The 18,182-nt window shown below is 46.4% G+C and carries 17 protein-coding genes; 16 read left to right on the top strand and 1 reads right to left on the bottom strand.

What is annotated here, in order from left to right:
* Window positions 1-37: 37 nt before the first annotated feature.
* Window positions 38-1,630: a SulP family inorganic anion transporter gene (locus JWZ98_RS13210; protein WP_101053017.1), complete on the bottom strand. Its 1,593-nt coding sequence runs from the start codon at window positions 1,628-1,630 to the stop codon at window positions 38-40.
* Between the two features lie 340 nt (window positions 1,631-1,970).
* Between JWZ98_RS13210 and pgaB the strand changes: the two genes are divergently transcribed.
* From pgaB to JWZ98_RS13130, 16 genes are all read left to right on the top strand, one after another.
* A complete protein-coding gene (gene pgaB / locus JWZ98_RS13205) occupies window positions 1,971-3,884 on the top strand; it encodes a poly-beta-1,6-N-acetyl-D-glucosamine N-deacetylase PgaB (RefSeq protein WP_205450395.1) in 1,914 nt (637 codons plus the stop codon).
* A 7-nt stretch (window positions 3,885-3,891) separates the two neighbouring features.
* Window positions 3,892-5,238: a poly-beta-1,6-N-acetyl-D-glucosamine synthase gene (gene pgaC, locus JWZ98_RS13200; RefSeq protein WP_205450394.1), complete on the top strand. Its 1,347-nt coding sequence runs from the start codon at window positions 3,892-3,894 to the stop codon at window positions 5,236-5,238.
* Window positions 5,235-5,669 carry a poly-beta-1,6-N-acetyl-D-glucosamine biosynthesis protein PgaD gene (pgaD, locus tag JWZ98_RS13195; RefSeq protein WP_033156520.1) on the top strand — a complete coding sequence of 145 codons (435 nt, stop codon included), beginning with the start codon at window positions 5,235-5,237 and terminating at the stop codon, window positions 5,667-5,669. Before pgaC ends, pgaD begins: the two co-directional genes overlap by 4 nt.
* 81 nt (window positions 5,670-5,750) lie before the next feature.
* Window positions 5,751-6,275 (top strand): ACT domain-containing protein, encoded by a 525-nt coding sequence (locus JWZ98_RS13190; protein ID WP_033156519.1) that lies wholly within the window; start codon window positions 5,751-5,753, stop codon window positions 6,273-6,275.
* A gap of 4 nt (window positions 6,276-6,279) precedes the next feature.
* Window positions 6,280-6,753: a peroxiredoxin gene (locus JWZ98_RS13185; protein WP_205450393.1), complete on the top strand. Its 474-nt coding sequence runs from the start codon at window positions 6,280-6,282 to the stop codon at window positions 6,751-6,753.
* 188 nt (window positions 6,754-6,941) lie between these two features.
* Window positions 6,942-7,181, top strand: a complete 240-nt coding sequence (locus JWZ98_RS13180; protein ID WP_036274151.1) for an OadG family transporter subunit — start codon at window positions 6,942-6,944, stop codon at window positions 7,179-7,181.
* Window positions 7,182-7,234: 53 nt separating this feature from the next.
* A complete protein-coding gene (gene oadA, locus JWZ98_RS13175; RefSeq protein WP_205450392.1) occupies window positions 7,235-9,040 on the top strand; it encodes a sodium-extruding oxaloacetate decarboxylase subunit alpha in 1,806 nt (601 codons plus the stop codon).
* A 142-nt stretch (window positions 9,041-9,182) separates the two neighbouring features.
* A complete protein-coding gene (locus tag JWZ98_RS13170) occupies window positions 9,183-10,310 on the top strand; it encodes a sodium ion-translocating decarboxylase subunit beta (protein WP_033156515.1) in 1,128 nt (375 codons plus the stop codon).
* Between the two features lie 25 nt (window positions 10,311-10,335).
* The gene (locus tag JWZ98_RS13165; protein WP_205450391.1) at window positions 10,336-11,577 is read left to right on the top strand and encodes a glycosyltransferase; all 1,242 of its coding nucleotides are present in this window, start codon (window positions 10,336-10,338) and stop codon (window positions 11,575-11,577) included.
* A gap of 30 nt (window positions 11,578-11,607) precedes the next feature.
* Window positions 11,608-12,678, top strand: coding sequence for a glycosyltransferase (locus JWZ98_RS13160; RefSeq protein ID WP_205450390.1), 1,071 nt, complete (start codon window positions 11,608-11,610; stop codon window positions 12,676-12,678).
* Window positions 12,678-13,562, top strand: coding sequence for a glycosyltransferase family 2 protein (locus JWZ98_RS13155; RefSeq protein ID WP_205450389.1), 885 nt, complete (start codon window positions 12,678-12,680; stop codon window positions 13,560-13,562). The genes JWZ98_RS13160 and JWZ98_RS13155 overlap by 1 nt, the downstream gene beginning before the upstream one ends.
* Window positions 13,563-13,577: 15 nt before the next feature.
* Window positions 13,578-14,933, top strand: a complete 1,356-nt coding sequence (locus tag JWZ98_RS13150) for a flippase (RefSeq protein WP_205450388.1) — start codon at window positions 13,578-13,580, stop codon at window positions 14,931-14,933.
* 43 nt (window positions 14,934-14,976) lie between these two features.
* The gene (locus JWZ98_RS13145) at window positions 14,977-15,591 is read left to right on the top strand and encodes a hypothetical protein (protein ID WP_205450387.1); all 615 of its coding nucleotides are present in this window, start codon (window positions 14,977-14,979) and stop codon (window positions 15,589-15,591) included.
* Window positions 15,585-16,343: a DUF268 domain-containing protein gene (locus JWZ98_RS13140; RefSeq protein ID WP_205450386.1), complete on the top strand. Its 759-nt coding sequence runs from the start codon at window positions 15,585-15,587 to the stop codon at window positions 16,341-16,343. The genes JWZ98_RS13145 and JWZ98_RS13140 overlap by 7 nt, the downstream gene beginning before the upstream one ends.
* Window positions 16,344-17,144: an FkbM family methyltransferase gene (locus tag JWZ98_RS13135; protein WP_205450385.1), complete on the top strand. Its 801-nt coding sequence runs from the start codon at window positions 16,344-16,346 to the stop codon at window positions 17,142-17,144.
* Window positions 17,141-18,007 (top strand): alpha-1,2-fucosyltransferase, encoded by an 867-nt coding sequence (locus tag JWZ98_RS13130; RefSeq protein WP_205450384.1) that lies wholly within the window; start codon window positions 17,141-17,143, stop codon window positions 18,005-18,007. Before JWZ98_RS13135 ends, JWZ98_RS13130 begins: the two co-directional genes overlap by 4 nt.
* The last annotated feature ends 175 nt before the right edge of the window (window positions 18,008-18,182 follow it).

Below are 18,182 nucleotides of genomic sequence, written 5' to 3'. Positions count from 1 at the left end.
GATTTACTGCGTTTGATGGATGGGCGCAAGCCGATATTTATCTGCGCTGTCTAGCGGCTAAAGCATGGTCGCCCAAGGATTCCAAGTCGGCCAGCCCATGAATTTCGCAGCGTCCGCCGCGAGCGATGTAGTCTTCTCGGTAATGGGCGATAAACTCCATCACGGTGTGGTCGATCAAGTCGGCGGCGCTTAAATCGAAGATCACGGTTTGGCCGTCTGCCAGGCTGGCTACCTGGCTTTTTAGCGCCAGAAAATTGGAGAACAAAGCTGCGCCGCTGACTTTAACAATCCAGCTGTTTGGTCCGTTGGCTTGCAGTTTAAAAGATATAGACAGCAAGTTGCCCAAGGGCACGCCGCGGCCGATGTGCAGCAACAATTTGGCGGCGATGCCGATCAGTACGCCGACTAACAGATTGGTTGCCAGGATCGCGAAAATGGTAATCACGAACAAAGCCAGTTGTTCCTTGCCCAAGTCCATGCTTTTGGCAAAGGCTTGCGGCGAAGCCAAGCGATAGCCGGTATAAACCAGCAGCGCGGCCAACGAGGCTAAGGGAATTGTCGAGATCAAGTCCGGAAACAGCACCACAAACAGCAAGACGAAGCCGCCGTGAAAAAAATTAGCCCAGCTGCTGCGGCCGCCGGCGTCGATGTTGGCTGAGCTGCGGACGATTTCCGCAATCATCGGTAAACCGCCGATCATGCCGGACACTACGTTGCCGATACCTGCCGCGCGCAATTCCTTGTTTAAGTCGGAGTAGCGTTTTTCCGGGTCGAGCTTGTCGACGGCGGCGGCGCTGAGCAGGCTTTCCAGGCTGCCCACCAGGCAGATTGAAATCACACTTTCCCAAAACGCCAAGGCGCTCAGTTTGCTGAAATCCGGCAGGTAAAAACTGGCCAACAGACTGTCCGGGAATGTCACCAGAAAGTGCGATGCAAACAAAACATCTTTAGGAACGATGAACGCTTCGCCCGGCTGCAATTGGTCGAGCTGGAATAGATGGCCGAGCAGGATGCCGGAGGCAATGACGATGATGGGTGCCGGAATCTTGCGCAGCAAAGGCTGGTGAATCTGCGGCCAGCCGATCAGCACCACGATACCGGCCAGCGCGATCAAGCCAATTTGCGGCATGAAGTAAATCAGGCTATGCGGCAAAGCCACGATGCCGGACAGGATGCTGGCACCTTGGCTTTGCACGCCGGCCATCACCGGTAATTGTTTGCTGATGATGATAATGCCAATCGCCGCGAGCATGCCGTGTACCACCGAAGCCGGAAAAAATGCCGCCAAGCGGCCGGCTTTGAAGTAACCCAGCACGGTTTGCAAGGCGCCGGCAATGACGATTGCCGCCAAGGTATAGCGGTAGCCTGCCATTGTATCGCCGTCGCCGAGGGTTTGCACGGAGGTCAATATCACCACGATCAAACCGGCCGCTGGGCCGGTAATAGTGAGTTGCGCGCCACCGATGCGCGATACCAGCAAGCCGCCGACGATGGCGGAAATGATGCCGGCCATCGGTGGAAAGCCGGAGGCGACGGCGATACCCAGGCACAAGGGCAAGGCGATCAGGAATACCAAAAAGCCGGCGGTGAGGTCTTGCCGCCAATGATTTGCTAGCGAGGGTTTTTGCATGAATTCTCCGGGTAGGTCGCATGGCCCGATACGCACGCAGTTAATCGGGCAATGAATTGGATGAGGTTTTTATTCAATCATAACCAGTTTTTTCCGAACGTTATGAAGTTTGTGGGCGGATGCTGTTCCGGCTTTTTGTTACGGGTATGGCCAAGCGGGTGTTGGAGGCCGCAGTGGCAGGTTGGTTTTAACGTTTGCCTAGGCCTGCGACAGTGCGTCGCAGGGACAAATAAAACGGGCCTAGCCTGATGATTCGGGTAAAATGGGCCGGCCAATTCTGGTCTTTTTTAACACTGAGAACCAGCTGTTTCCAGTTTCTTTTCCCGCTTAAATTAATAATATGCACATTGTTGCTCGTGTAATTTTTGTCTTTTTCTGTTTGTTTGCCCAGCCCTTGCTGGCCGCCGATTCGGGTAACTCCAGCTTTCTGGTATTGAATTATCACGACATTCTCGAAGAAGAAGAGCGGGTGCCGCCATTTGATCGGATCGCGGTCAACAAAGACCATTTGGCCGATCATTTTGCCTGGTTGAAGCAGAATAACTATCACGTGATCAGCGTCCAGGATTTGCTGGATTGCATGAAGGGCGACAAGGTGTTGCCGACTAAAGCCGTGATGTTGACCTTTGACGACGGCTACCTGAGTTTTTATACCCGGGCCATGCCTTTGCTGAAAAAATACAAGTATCCGGCCACCTTGGCGGTAGTCGGTTCTTGGCTGGAGCAGCAGAATGTGCCCGGTGTTAAACCGTTGATGACGCCGGCGCAGATTCGCGAAGTGGCGGACAGCGGTCTGGTCGAGATTGCGTCGCACACCTATGATTTACATCACGGCATCGTCGCCAATCCGCAAGGCAATCAACAAAGCGCGGTCACTTCGCGTTTGTACAGCAACGAATACGACGAATACGAGAAAGACGAGGACTATCGCAAACGGATTTTCCAGGAAGTGGATAAAAGCTCCGAGCGTTTGTTTCAGATATTGGGCAAGCGGCCGCGGGTGATGGTGTGGCCTTACGGCGAATATAACGCGATTGCGCTGGAAGCTACGAAATTGGCTGGCATGCGATTGACCATGGGGCTAAACGACGGCGCCAATACCCTGGCCGATGCATATGTGATGAAGCGGATGATGATCACCGACGACGTCAACGCCAAACAGTTCGGTGAAATCGTCAAAAACCAGCGCGTGGGCCAGGAGTTGCGGGTCGCGCACGTGGATATGGATTACATCTACGACGAGGACGAAGAGCAGACCGAAAAGAATTTGGCCTTGGTGGTGGAGCGAATTAAAGCCAGCGGCGCCAATACCGTTTATCTGCAAGCCTATTCCGACCCGGATGGCGACGGTAATGCCGACAAACTGTATTTCCCTAATCGGCATTTGCCGGTACGCCGGGATATGTTTAATCATGTGACCTTGCAATTGCGCACGCGGGCAGGCGTGAGAGTGTATGCCTGGATGCCGATCATGGCGTATAAAGCCGATGTGCCGCTGAAATGGTACGTGAAAGAATGGCGCGACGGCGAACCGCAGTTGTCCCGGCATATCTATACCCGTTTGTCGCCGTTTAACCCGGAAGCCCGGCAGTTTGTCGGCGAAATTTACGAAGACCTGGCGAAACATTGCGACTTTAACGGCATTCTGTTTCACGACGACGGGATTTTGTCGGATTTTGAAGACGTCTCGCCGCTGGCGATGGACTTCAGTCGCAACGTCTGGGGCATGCCGGCCGAGTTCGACAAGATCCACGCATCCAGCGAGTTACGCTTGCGTTGGGCCCAGCACAAAACCGAGTTGATCGGCCAGTTCACCGATTATTTGACCGACAAGGTCCGGTTCTATCGGCCTTACATCAAAACCGCCCGCAATTTTTATTCGTTGCCGCTGTTAAAGCCTTATAGCGAAGAATGGTATGCGCAGTCTTTCCCGGCATTTTTAAAGCATTACGACTACGTGGCGGTGGAAGCGATGCCTTTCATGGAAGAGGCGGAAAATCCCAAACAATGGTTGATAGAGTTGGTGGAAAAGACCGCGCAATATCCGGACGGATTGGACAAGATGGTGTTCGAATTGCAGGCGGTTAATTGGAAAACCAAGCAGGATATTGCGATGCCGGTGTTTACCGAGCAATTCGAGTTATTGAAAAAGCACGGCGCCAAGCATATCGGTTATTACCCGGATAATGTGTTTAACGATCAGCCGAAGTTGGCCGAGCTGAAAAAATTCTTCCCGGTTTCGAGAAAGGATTAAACGATACATGGAAAACTTGCTAGACCAAGCCTGGGTGCAGCAGTTTATCGACTGGTGGTTGATCACCCTGGAATATTTGCAGGAAGTGCCGTGGTGGCAGTTCAACGAATGGCTGTCGCGCTTTGTGTTTTATTATCCGTTGCTGATGGCCTATGTCTGGATGTTGGGCGGCATGATTTATTACGTGCGTTGGGAGCGGAATCGCGGCAATGTGTTGTCCGATCTGCCGCAGTTACCCGAATATCCGTCCGTGTCGATTCTGATCCCTTGCTATAACGAGGGCGAGAATGTCCGGGAGACCATCGAATATCTGCTGCATCAGGAATATCCCAACTACGAAATTATTGCGATCAACGACGGCAGCAAAGACAACACGCTGGAAATTTTGCACGAGCTGGCCGACCAGCACCCACAAATTCGAGTGGTCAATTTAGCCAGCAATCAAGGCAAGGCGGTGGGTTTGCGCACCGCAGCATTATTAGCCAATAGCGAAATTTTGATCGGCATTGACGGTGACGCCTTGCTGGCGCCGAATGCGACGGCCTGGATCGTTCGACATTTTCTGGAAGATCCGCATGTCGGCGCGGTGACCGGCAATCCGCGTATCCGCAATCGTTCTACCTTGCTGGGTAAAATTCAGGTCGGGGAGTTTTCCGCCATCGTCGGCATGATCAAGCGTGCGCAGCGTTCTTATGGGCATGTATTTACCATTTCCGGAGTGATTGCCGGTTTCCGGAAAACTGCCTTGCACGATGTGGGCTATTGGAGTCCGGACATGGTGACCGAGGACATCGACATTAGCTGGAAACTGCAATTGGCCGGCTGGGCTATCCGTTTTGAGCCCAATGCCTTGTGTTGGGTGTTGATGCCGGAGACGCTAAACGGCTTGTGGAAACAGCGCAGCCGCTGGGCGCAAGGTGGAGTCGAGGTCTTGCTGCGTTATTTCCGGCCGCTGTTTAGCTGGCGTTCACGCGGTATGTGGCCGCTGTATCTGGAATGTTGTATCAGTTTGACCTGGGCGTTTCTGGTGGTGGCGATGCTGGCGCTGGTGCCGATCGAGTGGCTTAGCAGCGAACCGCAGGAGGCGCTGGAGGATTTATCGCCGCATTGGACCAGTATGTTGTTATGCGTCACCTGTTTGATTCAGTTTGCCGTCAGTTTAACTATCGATTCCAGTTACGAGCGTAAGAGCGGCGGCTCCGCGCAGCATTACTATTGGATGATTTGGTATCCGATTGTCTATTGGCTAATCAATGTCGGTACCACGATTAACGGCTGCATCAAGGCTTTACGCAAAAAGCGCGGCCAGCGGGCGGTGTGGGTAACCTTGGATAGAGGCTTGAGGCAGAAATGAAAGACATCATTATCAACCAACCGCATCTACAAAGTTTCCGGCAAAAATGCGGCTCGGCGTTTATGTCGGTATTGAGTTGGGTGCTTTGGTTGTACTTTTTGTGGCCCCTGTTTACGCTCGGCGCTTGGTTGATGGGTTTGAAAAGCCTGTCCGACGAGATCCGCTGGTTTGGTGGTTATAAAACGCTGTTGGAATTGTTGCAGTTGTACGGCGAGATCGTGGTGATCATTGCCGGCATTTGGTTGTTTTGGACTTTGTATTTGTCCTGGTTGCATGCCAGCGTCGCTCCGAAGCGGACCGCGCCTGTCACTGATCAACAGTTGGCGGTGGCGTTTAAAGTCGATGAAGCCTTGGTATTGAAGGCTCGGGCCGGCAAAAAAGTAACCGTGCACTTCGATAATCACGCGGTGATTACCGAGATAGATTCATAGTAGTCCGGATTGCTGGGTTGCGGTTCTGCTTTTCGCGGCGTTGATGTTACACTGCGCTAGGCGTATTCAAGGACTTACATTATGCAACTTGCAATCACAGTGTTGGGCGGCAAGTCCAACGGTTTTATCGCGGAAATCCTCTCGGCCCTGAGTGCCTGTCAATGCAGTGTCGTGGAACTGCGCACGTCCAACCTGACCCAAATCACTGCGGCTTATCTGCTGATAGCCGGCAATTGGAATCATATCGCCAAGCTGGAAGGTATGCTGGAAGCGATAAAAGTTCGATTCGAAATTCAGATGAGTTTTTTACGGCCGGATGAAATCCCGCCAGTATTGGAGGGGGTGCCTTACACATTGGAAACCATTTCCATGGATAAAAACGACGTGCTGTTCGCGGTGACATCGTTTTTATTGGACAGGGGCATTTCTATCGAAGAAGTGACTGCCAGCCGCCATCAAGCGGCGTTTTTTAACACGCCGGTGTTCTCCACCAAATATGTATTGCTGGTACCGCCGGAAGTGCGCATTTTATCGTTGCGTGAAGAGTTTCTGGATTTTTGCGACAGCTTAAACATCGACGCTATTCTCGAACCCATTAAAAGGTGATCTGATGACTTTAGCTACTCTCGGCTCCGCCGTTCCCGATTTTGAAATTGCCGCCACCGGCGAAAAAACCGTCAAACTGAGCGACTATCGCGGCAAAAAAGTCGTTTTATATTTCTATCCCAAGGACAGTACGCCCGGCTGCACTCAGGAGGGGCAAGCGTTCAGGGATAATATCGAACAGTTCAATCAATTGAATACCGTTATCCTCGGTGTATCCCGCGATAGCGTGAAAATGCACGAGGGATTTAAATGTAAACAAGAGTTTCCGTTTGATTTGTTATCCGATCAGGACGAGAGCCTTTGCAATTTATTCGATGTCATCAAAATGAAAAACATGTACGGCAAGCAAGTGCGTGGCATAGAGCGCAGCACTTTCGTAATCGACGAAGACGGTGTGTTGGTCAAGGAATGGCGCAAGGTGCAGGTCAAAACCCACATTGCCGAAGTGTTGGAATATTTGCAATTGGCTGCTGAATAAATCGGCGCCAATCCACCCTTATTGATGAGGCTATTCAGTTAGCGTCAGACTACTTAAGACGACAGTCTAATAATCTTGTTTTGCCTTACGCCGGCTACGGCAATTAAACCCTGCGCCCCGCTCAGGATTGTTTAATCCGGCGGTTTTGGCGATAATGAACACAGTTTTTAATCATTTGGACGAAACACATGAACGAAATGCTGTCCTCAGGGATTGAGCTGATGTTAATAGGCATGGGTATGGTTTACGCATTTTTGGCCATGTTGATCGTGGCTATCAATGTGATGTCCCAACTGGTCCGCCGCTACTTTCCGGAAATGCCTGCCAAGTTTTCGGATCAACCTGTCGTGGCAGGCAACGATAAGGCTGTCATCGCTGCTATTACCGCAGCTGTTCATCAGTACCGCAAAAAACATAAACACGGATAATCATACCCACAAGGTAGCAGTGCTCGGCCCAAAAACGTCATTAGGAGAAAAGAGTGGAAAAGGTAAATAAGCCCCTGGGAATTACTGAGGTGGTATTACGTGACGCCCATCAGTCAATTCTGGCGACCCGGCTACGTATCGAAGACATGCTGCCGATTTGCGAGCAGCTTGATCAAATCGGTTACTGGTCTATCGAATCCTGGGGAGGCGCCACCTTTGATGCGTGTATTCGTTATTTGGGCGAAGATCCTTGGGAGCGTTTACGGCTGTTGAAAAAAGCCATGCCCAATACCCCGCAACAAATGCTGTTCCGGGGGCAAAATATTTTGGGCTACCGGCACTATGCCGACGATGTGGTCGATAAATTTGTCGAGCGTTGCGTGGTCAACGGTATAGACGTATTTCGGATTTTCGATGCGATGAACGATATGCGCAATATCGACCGCGCCATCAAAGCCGTGCTATATACCGATGCCCATGCCCAAGGCACTATTTCCTACACCACCAGTCCGGTACATACGATCAAGAAATGGGTTGAGCAGGGCAAGCAAATTGAGGACATGGGTGCGCATTCTATCTGCATCAAGGACATGGCCGGTTTGTTGACGCCTTACGATGCTTACGAGCTGATCAGCAAACTAAAAAAAGCCGTGGCGATTCCAATCCATATGCAATGCCACGCTACCACCGGTTTAAGTGTCGGTACATACATCAAGGCTGTTGAGGCAGGCGTCGACAATGTCGATACCGCCATCTCGTCGTTGAGCATGACCTACGGTCACAGCCCCACCGAAACCATAGTGGCGGCCATGGCCGGCCAAAAGCGCGAAACCGGTCTGGATCTAGCCAAGCTGGAAAAGATCGCCGCCTATTTTCGAGAAGTACGCAAAAAATATGCGCAATTTGAAGGCAGCTTGAAAGGTGTGGATGGCCGGATTTTAGTATCGCAAGTGCCGGGCGGTATGTTAACCAATATGGAAAGCCAATTGCGGGAACAGGGCGCTGCGGATCGTTTTGACGCGGTGCTGCAGGAAATTCCGTTAGTGCGTAAAGACCTCGGTTACATCCCGCTGGTCACGCCCACTTCGCAAATTGTCGGTACTCAGGCCGTGTTGAATGTGCTAGCCGGCGAGCGCTACAAAACGATCAGCAAGGAAACCGCCGGTGTATTGAAAGGCGAATACGGCGCAACGCCAGCCCCAGTCGATAAAGAATTGCAGGCGCGCGTGCTGAACGGCGCCGAACCGATCACATGCCGACCGGCGGATTTGCTGGAAGCCGAGATGGACAAACTGGTGGCAGATGTAAAAGCCAAAGCCGCGGCGGAAGGCGTGAAACTGGCCGACAGTGTTGAAGAAGATGCGCTTATTGATGGTTTGTTTGCGCAAGTCGGCTGGAAATTCATTCAAAACCGCGGTAACCCGGAGGCTTTTGAACCTAAACCGGGAGCAGAGAGCGCGACAGCGTCAGTGCCCGCCGTTACCCAGAAAGCCGTGGTCGCAGAGACCTACACTGTTAACGTCGACGGCAAAAACTATCACGTAGCGGTGGCATCCGGCGGTGCCGACTTAGTCGTTAAACCGGTTACAGTACAGTCCGTTTTGGACAGCGGCCCCATGTTGGCAGCCACTGCGCCTATCGTCAGCGGCAGTGGTGTTGTGGAATCGCCGCTGGCTGGCGTGGTGCTTAAAGTCAATGTCAATGTAGGCTCTCATCTCTCCGAAGGCGATGTCGTTTTGATTATGGAAGCGATGAAAATGGAAACCGAGATCCGCGCCAAAGTAGCCGGTATCGTCAGCGCGGTAAACGTTCGTCAGGGGGATTCCGTGGCGGTCGGCGATGTATTGGTCACCTTGTAATATTTCTTATCGTTTAACGTGGTCTCGGGCCGTTAGCTTAGGCCCGGGATCTAAGTAATTCGCTGATCAGCGATTCGCGCCACGCTACTGGCGGGTGCGATGGCGGTGATTCTGATCAAACAACCGATTGAATACATAATCCATGGAAAATCTTAGACTGTTGTGGGAAAGCACGGGTATCTATAACGTTACCGGGCCGCAAGTCATTATGATGGCGGTGGGGTTTTTGCTGTTGTATCTGGCTATCAAAAAAGGCTTTGAACCTTTGCTGCTATTGCCGATAGGATTTGGCGCGGTGCTGAGCAACATTCCGGTGGCCGGCATGATAGACGAAGGCGGCATCCTTTATTACCTATATGGTGGTATCAAGGCAGGCATCTTTCCGCTACTGATTTTTATGGGCGTCGGGGCGATGACCGATTTCGGCCCGATGTTGGCTAACCCTAAAACTTTGTTTTTAGGGGCTGCCGCCCAATTCGGGATATTCGCGACTCTATTCGGCGCGTTGGCGTTGAATGCCGTTCCAGGTATGGATTTTACGCTTAAGCAGGCGGCGGCGATTGCCATCATCGGTGGTGCAGACGGCCCCACTGCGATTTATGTGGCGTCCAAATTGGCTCCGGAATTGTTGGGAGCGATTGCGGTGGCCGCGTATTCTTACATGGCATTAGTACCCTTGATTCAACCGCCCATTATGCGCGCCTTGACCAGCGAACAAGAGCGGCGGATAGAAATGCAACAGCTTAGAGTGGTTAGCAAGGCCGAGAAAATTGTATTTCCTTTGATGTTGCTGGTGTTGACCGCCATGTTGCTGCCTTCGGCGGCACCGCTGGTTGGTATGTTTTGTCTGGGTAACTTGATGAATGCCAGCGGCGTGGTCGAAAGACTGAGCAAAACCGCGCAAAACGAATTGATCAATATTGTCACGATATTCCTGGGTTTGTCGGTTGGCTCCAAACTGAGCGCCGAGGCGTTTTTAAAAATGGAAACGCTGGGTATTTTAGGCTTGGGCGCAGTCGCTTTTTCTATCGGTACTGCAAGCGGTGTGCTGATGGCGAAAGTCATGAACCGTTTCAGCAGTACGCCGATCAATCCGTTGATTGGTGCTGCCGGCGTTTCCGCAGTGCCCATGGCAGCGCGGGTGGCTAATAAAATTGGTTTGGAAAGTAATCCGCACAACTTCCTGTTAATGCACGCGATGGGGCCGAATGTCGCCGGTGTAATAGGCTCGGCGGTGGCTGCGGGTGTGTTGTTGAGTTTGGTGCGTTAGGCCTTCCCAGATAGCTAAACTCTGTATGAGTGCCCAGTCAGCCAAGGACAAACCGATCAAGGTGCTTTGGCTGACATCAAGTTATCCTCGCAGTAAAGACGACAGTGCTTCGGTTTTCTTACGCTATTTGGCGGAAGCTCTGGCAAACCAGAAAGTTAATCTTTATATCCTCTCGCCGGATCATCCGGAAATACACCCAACTAACCACCCTGACGGCATAGTTTCTCGCCATTTTCGTTATTTTTGGCCGCGTAGGTGGCAAATGTTAGCTTACGGCTCCGGGATTTTACCCAACTTGCGGGCTGCGCCTTGGTTGTTGTTGCAGGTGCCTTTTTTCGTTCTATCCATGTTTATGACAGCGGCCGCGATTATGGTTGCCCGCCGGCCGTCGTTGATACACGCCCACTGGATTTTCCCGCAAGGCACGGTAGCGGTATTGTTAGGCAAGCTGTTCAAAATCCCGGTGTTGGTGACCGCGCACGGTGGTGACGCTTTTGCGTTGCGAGGTAGCGTTTTAGGAGCTATCAAACGCTGGACCATAAAGCATTGCGCAGCTTGGACCAGCAACACCGAAGCCACTGCCGATGCCGTAGGCCCGGATTTGCCCAAGCCGCAGATTATTCCCATGGGCATAGACTATGAAAAATTTGCGGCCGGCAATGCTCAAGCGGTACTCAAGCCAAGCAATACGCAAAAAATTATTCTGTTATTTGTCGGGCGCTTGGTTGAAAAAAAAGGCGTGGCCGATCTGATAGCGGCTGTGGCTGGTTTGCCTAAAAACCTACTTGATCGCGTTGAATTATGGATTATTGGCGATGGCGTCGAGCGTGAACGTTTAAAAATGTTAGCGGTTGATTTAAAGATTGAAGATAAGGTGGTTTTTTACGGCAGATTTCCGAACGCCATCTTACCGGACTACTATGCGGCAGCTGATATTTTCATCGCTCCATCAATTGTCGACAGCAATGGCGATACGGAAGGCCAAGGTGTAATTTTATTGGAAGCGATGGCTAGCGGTACTGCTGTGATAAGTACGCGCACTGGTGGCGTTGCCGAAATAATTGAGCATGGAAAAACGGGGTTGTTAGTTGATCCTAAGCAAACAAAGTCGCTTTCAAAGGCGATTGAGCAGCTATTGGTGGATGAAACTTTAAGAAAAGGACTGTGCGCATTTGGGAGGCTGACCGCAGAACCTTATGATTGGAAAGAGATCGCCAGTAAGTTTGTCGCTATTTATAGCCGACAATTATGCCGTGCTAAGCCGTGAGCAATGGGTTGAATTTAATCGTTTGCTGTAATGAACATCTACTTCCTGTGTAAGCGGTATTACACCAACAAAGATCTAATTCATGATCGCTTTGGGCGGCTTTACCATTTGCCGAAACAATTGGTGACCCATGGTAGCGATGTTCTTGTTGATGCCATTGACTATCGAAATAACGCAGAAATAAGCGTTAACGAAGCGGGTGTTTCTTTTCATACCATTCCAGCAACGGCAAGCAAGATACCTCGATTTCTTCTGGATGCCTATCGCAATGCTTGTATTGCCAAACCGGATGTTCTCATCGCAAGTGGGGACATTTACATTGGTTACCTAGGGCTTTGGATAGCAAGAAGACTTGGAGTGCCATTTGTCTACGATGTGTATGATTATTACCCGTCTTTTCGGATCAACCGATTTAAAGGACTCACTTTGCTGTTTGATCATACGGTCAAGAACGCCGATTTGGTTTTATGTGCGAGCCAGCCTCTGTTACAAAAAGTCCTTAACGGACTTAGCCAAAATGCTTTATTAATTGAAAATGGAGTTGATACAAGCTTATTCGATAAAGGCGATGACTTGCTGGCCAGACAGGCGATGAAGCTGATGGCCAATATTCCTTTGGTTGGATATTTCGGTTCCATTACGCCATCCAGAGGACCGCTTCTGATCGAAGCCTGTCGAAAGATCAGATTGGCTCTGCCGAATTTACGTCTTGTAATGGCCGGACGAGTAACAGATGTTTGTCTCGATGAGTCGTGGATAGACTATTTTGGCGAGTTGGGGCAATCTGACATACCAAAACTTATTCAGGCTTGTGACGTGGTATGCGTGCCGTATGCCGATGACACATTTAATAGTATGTCAGGCGCGTGCAAGATTGCGGAATACCTCGCTTGCGGAAAACCAGTAGTAGCTACACGGGTTTCCAATCACGAACAGATCTTTAAATATGCACCATCATCTATTTGTGATCCTGATCCTAACGATATGGCTAAAGCAATCCTCTCACAGCTTCAAAACCCGGAAATAGCTTTATTTCCAGAAGAGTTGGCTTGGCAATCAATAGGCCAAAAACTTTATGAAGCTTTGACTAAGCTTGTCTGATGAAAAATCTTTATATCGTCATTACCGATTTCAATGGCTACACGCAGACTCTACATTGTCTAGAGGCATTGGCGGTTAGCCAATTTCAGGAATTCACTATATTGCTAGTCGATCACGGTACTACTGACACGACAAAAATCGGACTGGCCCAGGATTTTCCGCACGTAATTCGCTTGGAAGGCTCATCCGAGCTTTGGTGGACTGGCGCAACCAATCTGGGTATCCGTGCAGCTATAGAGCGTGGGGCGGACTATGTCATGTTGTTAAACAACGATTGCTATGTGACGCCTAATACCGTGGGTCACTTGGTAAAATTGACCGAAGCGCATCCTGACGCCATCATCGCTCCAGTCCAGCGCGATTGGCAAAGCGGACAAATCACCTCTATCAGTCCAAGCACGTGCTTTTTGTTAGGCTTTTCCACTATAGCCGGTCCGAAGAAACTTAGCGCCAAGATGATCTCCAGAGACGTTATTCCAGTCAAGCTAATCGTAGGCGGAAGAGGAGTGTTAATTCCTAATTCTGTATTTAACAAAATAGGGTTTTTCGATGAAAAAAACTTGCCGCACTATGGTGCAGATCATGACTTTTATTTGCGAGCACTCAAGAAAAATATAGCTCTATATGTCGCTCCAAAAGTATTCGTGCAAATAAGTAACATACATACATCGCTCGCGGATAATTCAGAGAGTTTAGATATTCTCAAATTCACGAAAACTTTGAGAAGCGTCAGGTCTCATCGTAATCTATCTGATGTGAATGCGTTGTTCAAAATACATTATCCGATTTCAAGCCTATACTCTTTAGGCGTGACATTATATGTCATTCGTTATGTTTTTCTTTATTGTTTACGGCGCATCTTTTACAAAATAAAAATCAGTTAATTATTGAATCACTAAATGACTACTGACTTATCGTGGATAAAATTTCTTCCAAAATTTATAAGTAATCGATTAATTGGGAGGTCCGAACTGCAGTTAATTGTAGCTAATACCAGTTGGTTATTCATCGATAAAATCATTCGGATGGGCGTAGGCTTATTCGTCGGAGTGTGGGTTGCGCGATATCTGGGCCCTGAACAGTTTGGTTTGTGGAGTTACGCTATCGCTTTTACATCATTGTTTAGCGCATTCGCCTCGTTTGGAATAGATAGCATAGTGGTGCGTGAATTGGTAAAAAATCCCGAGCGTCAAAACGAGCTTTTAGGAACAGCGTTTGTACTCAAACTAATTGGCGGAACGTTGACGCTGTTGATTGCTATTGTTGCTATTTTATTATTACGCAATGGTGATACGCTAACTCTATGGATGGTGGGCATTTCTGCAGCGGGCTTTATTTTTCAGTCGTTCAATGTAATAGAATTCTATTTTCAGGCAAGGGTAAGGTCAAAATATACTGTTTTAGCAGCAAGCAGTGCATTTATATTTGTGACGGTAGTTAAAGTTATTTTGATTTTGAGTTTTTCTCCTCTAATTTTATTTGCATGGGTGGGATTGATTGAAGTTGGGTTAACTTCATTATTTTTAATAGTTTCATATAAGAAAGACCATAATAATATTTGTTCCTGGAGTTGTAACAAGAGTACAGCTATAAGCCTAATGAAAAATGGCTGGCCACTCGTTTTCTCAAGTTTGGCAATCATGATACAGGCTAGAGTTGATCAAGTTATGTTGGGTGATATGATTGGTAATGCTGAAGTTGGACAGTATTCGGCAGCAATGCGACTTATAGAAGTGTTTTCATTTTTGCCGACAATCATAGTGAGCACATTGTCGCCATATATAACAAAAGCTAAGTTGATTAGCGAGACGCTTTATCATGAAAGATTGTTGGAAATATATAGATTAATGTTTATTTTGTTTTTAGTGGTTGCTATTCCTATATATTTTTTGGGTGGGGAGTTTGTGTTATTTGTGTTTGGTGATGAATATAAAAGAGCAGGAGGGTTATTGTCACTGTTTGCCATAAGGCTTTTTTTTGCAAATTTTGGTGTTGCTAAATCTTTATTTACTGTGAACGAAAGTCTTTTTAAATATGCTCTAATAACGGCAGTCATAGGTGCAATAGTTAATATTCTAGGAAATTATTTATTGATTCCGTATTATGGTGCTGAAGGGGCAATTATTTCGACAATAATTTCTTTTTCAATTACTATATTTATGGTTGATTTGTTCTACACTCCGTCTAGGTTAAATCTTTATTTGATGGTCTGCGCAGTATTTATTCCATATAAGTTAATAAAAGAGAAGGGGTAATAGGGTGGGGATAGTTCGTTTCGGAGTACCAGAGCAGGAGGTAATGCATATTGCAAAATTGATGAATCTGTCAATTTTTTTTGAGGGAGGTACATATAAGGGACAGACTGCTTTAAGGGTCAGTCGAATGTTCAAGAAAGTTATCACAGTCGAGTGCTCAGAAACAATGTTCAAAATGGCGCAGGCGAACATTGGACATGTTGAAAATATTCAGATGTTAAAAGGCGATACCAGAGACTACATAAAAATAGTTTTAGAGAATAATGATAATGTTCTTTTTTGGTTAGATGCTCATTGGAGTGGCGCGGCAACGTATGGTGATAATGACGAATGTCCGTTGTTAGAGGAATTAAGCTTAATATTTAAATATAAAAAGGATTATGCCATTCTAATAGATGATGCAAGATTATTTATGTCTCCACCACCTAAGCCGCATAAACTAGAGAGTTGGCCAACGCTTAAGGCAATTATTATGATTCTTCCGCATGATTGGGAGTTGGTAATATACGAAGATGTTATCTATTTGTTGCCTGAAAGAATCAGTCTAGTGTGTCGAGAGTACTTTCAGCAAAAAGCATCAAACAAGTGGTTGGCAGCAGAAAGTGATGGTTCATTATTCGCTAGGGTACGAAAAGCAATGGGAATAATGCGGTGTTAAAATCGGTTTTGTCAAAAAATAGAATTATTAAAAATTTATATGTTATTTTAAGGTTGGTTACGATTGATTTTAAGTTGTCAAATTTAAGAGGATTTATATGGTTTTTCAGAGACTTTATCTCATTAAGCAAGACACAAAACCGTAATTTTAAAAGTGCGCAGTTTCATCCTTGTCTTGATGATAAAAGTTACAAGACTCCAATTGATCCAACTTATTTTTTTCAGGACAGTTGGGCAGCAAAGAAAATATTTGAAAATCATCCGAAACACCATTTTGATATTGGTTCAGCGGTAAAAACTATAAGTATAATATCTCAATTTACGCCTACGACTATGATCGACATACGGCCAATTGATTTAAAGCTCGATAACTTTGACTTTGTTCAAGGGTCGATACTCTCTATTCCTTTTGCAGATAATTCCATAATCAGCCTTTCGAGTCTTTGCGTTATAGAACATATAGGTTTGGGAAGATACGGGGACCCGATAGATGCGTTCGGAAGCGAAAAAGCCGCAAGAGAAATTCAGAGAGTCTTGGCAAGAGGTGGAAATTTTTATTGTTCCTTGCCTGTGGACAAGGAATGTAATATTTATTTCAATGCACATAGGGCATTTTCAAGGAGCTATGTGTTTGAGTTATTTTCCGATTTAATCTTGCTGGAAGAGAAATACCATTATGGCCGCGCTATGTATGATAATTACGACGCTCAAAAAGGATTTGGAACAGGATTATTTCATTTTATGAAAAGGTAAATGAGAATGTTATCGCGACCTGGTCTTTTTCGAAAAGTCTTGAAGCTTGGTTTATTGCGCTTATTTTCGATCATTGAAAATAATAATAATTGCGAATTTTCAACTAATGGAGAAATGCGCTTTCTTGATAATTTGCTGGATTATTTCTCCGGAATAGAAGAGCTAATAGTATTTGATGTTGGTGCTAATGTTGGAGATTATTCGCAAATGTTTGTAGAAATGGCGAATAAACGCAAAACAAAATTCTCGCTACATGTTTTTGAACCAACTATGAAATGTTTTTTTACGTTGCAAGAAAGGTTCGGATGCATGACAAATATAGTATTGAATAAAAAAGCGCTTTCTTATCAGGAAGGTGTTTTAAGTATCTACTATGATAAAGAGCAAAGTGGACTTGCATCATTACATAAGAGAAATTTGACTTATTATGAAATAGAAATGTCTGAATCTGAAAAAGTAGAGGCAGTTTCCGCTGAAAACTATATCCATACCAATAATGTTGGACACATTAATTTCTTAAAAGTCGATGTTGAGGGGCATGAGCTACAAGTGTTACATGGCTTTGGTGACTATTTGTCTGGCGATTTTATTGACTTTATTCAGTTTGAATATGGGGGGGCTAATCTAGATTCTCATACAAGTCTAATGGAAATCTATTTTGTTTTGCAAAATAGAGGCTTTACGCTAACAAAAGTTATGGCGAATGGCTTGGAAGTAAGAGAATACTATCCTTATATGGATAATTTTAGCTATGCTAATTACGTTGCAATTTCTAATTCAATTATAAAATCAATCCAATGATTATATTTATGGCTGATGGGCGGCTAGGTAATCAGATTTTTCAGTTTGCATTTTTAAAACAGTTTGCAAGAAAGAACGAAATCATTCTTTGTCTAAATATGGCTAAGTTCTTTGACGTTTTTGAGTGCGATTTAGAAGATGTCATTAACTGTGGTAATAGATATATCATATATTTAATGAGGAGGCTTGTGATTCCTTATTTAATTGTGCCTCTATCAAGGCTTGGTATAGTTGGTTATGTCGAACAAAAAAAAGATGATAATAAGGCCCCTCTTTCTGGATATTTTTTTAAAAATGGTTTGCTTTCAATAAGCTTTGTAAATATTGATTTTTTTCAATCTGAGTTTTTTTTTGATTTAGATTCATTTAGTTCGAATTTTAAAATAAAGCTTGAATACAGATTGGCAGCCTATCAGTTTCTGGATGATATTCCAGATGAGTATACTAAGGTGTTTATTCATGTGCGCCGTGGCGATTATCTTCTAGAATACTTTGGTGGGATTAAAGGTATTAGTTTGCCAAAACGCTATTTCAAAAATGCAGTGAAAATAGTAAAAAATAAAATAAAAAATCCATTTTTCATATTTTTATCTGATGATCCATCTTATGTTGAGCGGTGTTTTGATTGTATACGCCCTAAGATAATATCAAGGAACTCAGCGGAAGTTGATTTAGCTATCATGTCGCAGTGTACTTGCGGCATAATTTCAAATAGTTCATTTTCCTGGTGGGGCTCGGCATTGATGGAACACAAAACGCTTGTGATAGTTCCAAAGTATTGGTATGGATGGAAACAAAAAGTGGATTCTCATCCATCTATTTACCCTTCATGGGGGACAATAATTGATGTTAACGGTCTATAATATTCTCCAATAATTAGTTCTAATTGGATATTATATTTTTTATACCAATAAGTTGTTTTGATTCTCAAGTAGTCAAAGTAAATAAAAAGTCGATTTTGTTTTGGATGATGGTAGTAGCTGGTTAGTTTTTTGCTGTAGGCGGGTTTCTCATAGTAATTACGTCCCTGCATACATT

This window comes from Methylomonas sp. EFPC1, from assembly GCF_016925515.1.
Lineage (GTDB): Bacteria > Pseudomonadota > Gammaproteobacteria > Methylococcales > Methylomonadaceae > Methylomonas > Methylomonas defluvii.
This window is presented reverse-complemented; position numbering and strand designations above follow the sequence as displayed.

What these genes read in the sequence shown, in the direction of transcription:
- pgaC (WP_205450394.1), top strand. Translation starts at nt 3,892, where the DNA reads ATGGAAAACTTGCTAGACCAAGCCTGGGTGCAGCAGTTTATCGACTGG.
- JWZ98_RS13160 (WP_205450390.1), top strand. Translation starts at nt 11,608, where the DNA reads ATGAACATCTACTTCCTGTGTAAGCGGTATTACACCAACAAAGATCTA.
- JWZ98_RS13165 (WP_205450391.1), top strand. Translation starts at nt 10,336, where the DNA reads ATGAGTGCCCAGTCAGCCAAGGACAAACCGATCAAGGTGCTTTGGCTG.
- JWZ98_RS13150 (WP_205450388.1), top strand. Translation starts at nt 13,578, where the DNA reads ATGACTACTGACTTATCGTGGATAAAATTTCTTCCAAAATTTATAAGT.
- JWZ98_RS13190 (WP_033156519.1), top strand. Translation starts at nt 5,751, where the DNA reads ATGCAACTTGCAATCACAGTGTTGGGCGGCAAGTCCAACGGTTTTATC.
- pgaB (WP_205450395.1), top strand. Translation starts at nt 1,971, where the DNA reads ATGCACATTGTTGCTCGTGTAATTTTTGTCTTTTTCTGTTTGTTTGCC.
- JWZ98_RS13135 (WP_205450385.1), top strand. Translation starts at nt 16,344, where the DNA reads ATGAGAATGTTATCGCGACCTGGTCTTTTTCGAAAAGTCTTGAAGCTT.
- pgaD (WP_033156520.1), top strand. Translation starts at nt 5,235, where the DNA reads ATGAAAGACATCATTATCAACCAACCGCATCTACAAAGTTTCCGGCAA.
- JWZ98_RS13130 (WP_205450384.1), top strand. Translation starts at nt 17,141, where the DNA reads ATGATTATATTTATGGCTGATGGGCGGCTAGGTAATCAGATTTTTCAG.
- JWZ98_RS13180 (WP_036274151.1), top strand. Translation starts at nt 6,942, where the DNA reads ATGAACGAAATGCTGTCCTCAGGGATTGAGCTGATGTTAATAGGCATG.
- JWZ98_RS13185 (WP_205450393.1), top strand. Translation starts at nt 6,280, where the DNA reads ATGACTTTAGCTACTCTCGGCTCCGCCGTTCCCGATTTTGAAATTGCC.
- JWZ98_RS13210 (WP_101053017.1), bottom strand. Translation starts at nt 1,630, where the DNA reads ATGCAAAAACCCTCGCTAGCAAATCATTGGCGGCAAGACCTCACCGCC.
- JWZ98_RS13170 (WP_033156515.1), top strand. Translation starts at nt 9,183, where the DNA reads ATGGAAAATCTTAGACTGTTGTGGGAAAGCACGGGTATCTATAACGTT.
- JWZ98_RS13145 (WP_205450387.1), top strand. Translation starts at nt 14,977, where the DNA reads ATGCATATTGCAAAATTGATGAATCTGTCAATTTTTTTTGAGGGAGGT.
- JWZ98_RS13155 (WP_205450389.1), top strand. Translation starts at nt 12,678, where the DNA reads ATGAAAAATCTTTATATCGTCATTACCGATTTCAATGGCTACACGCAG.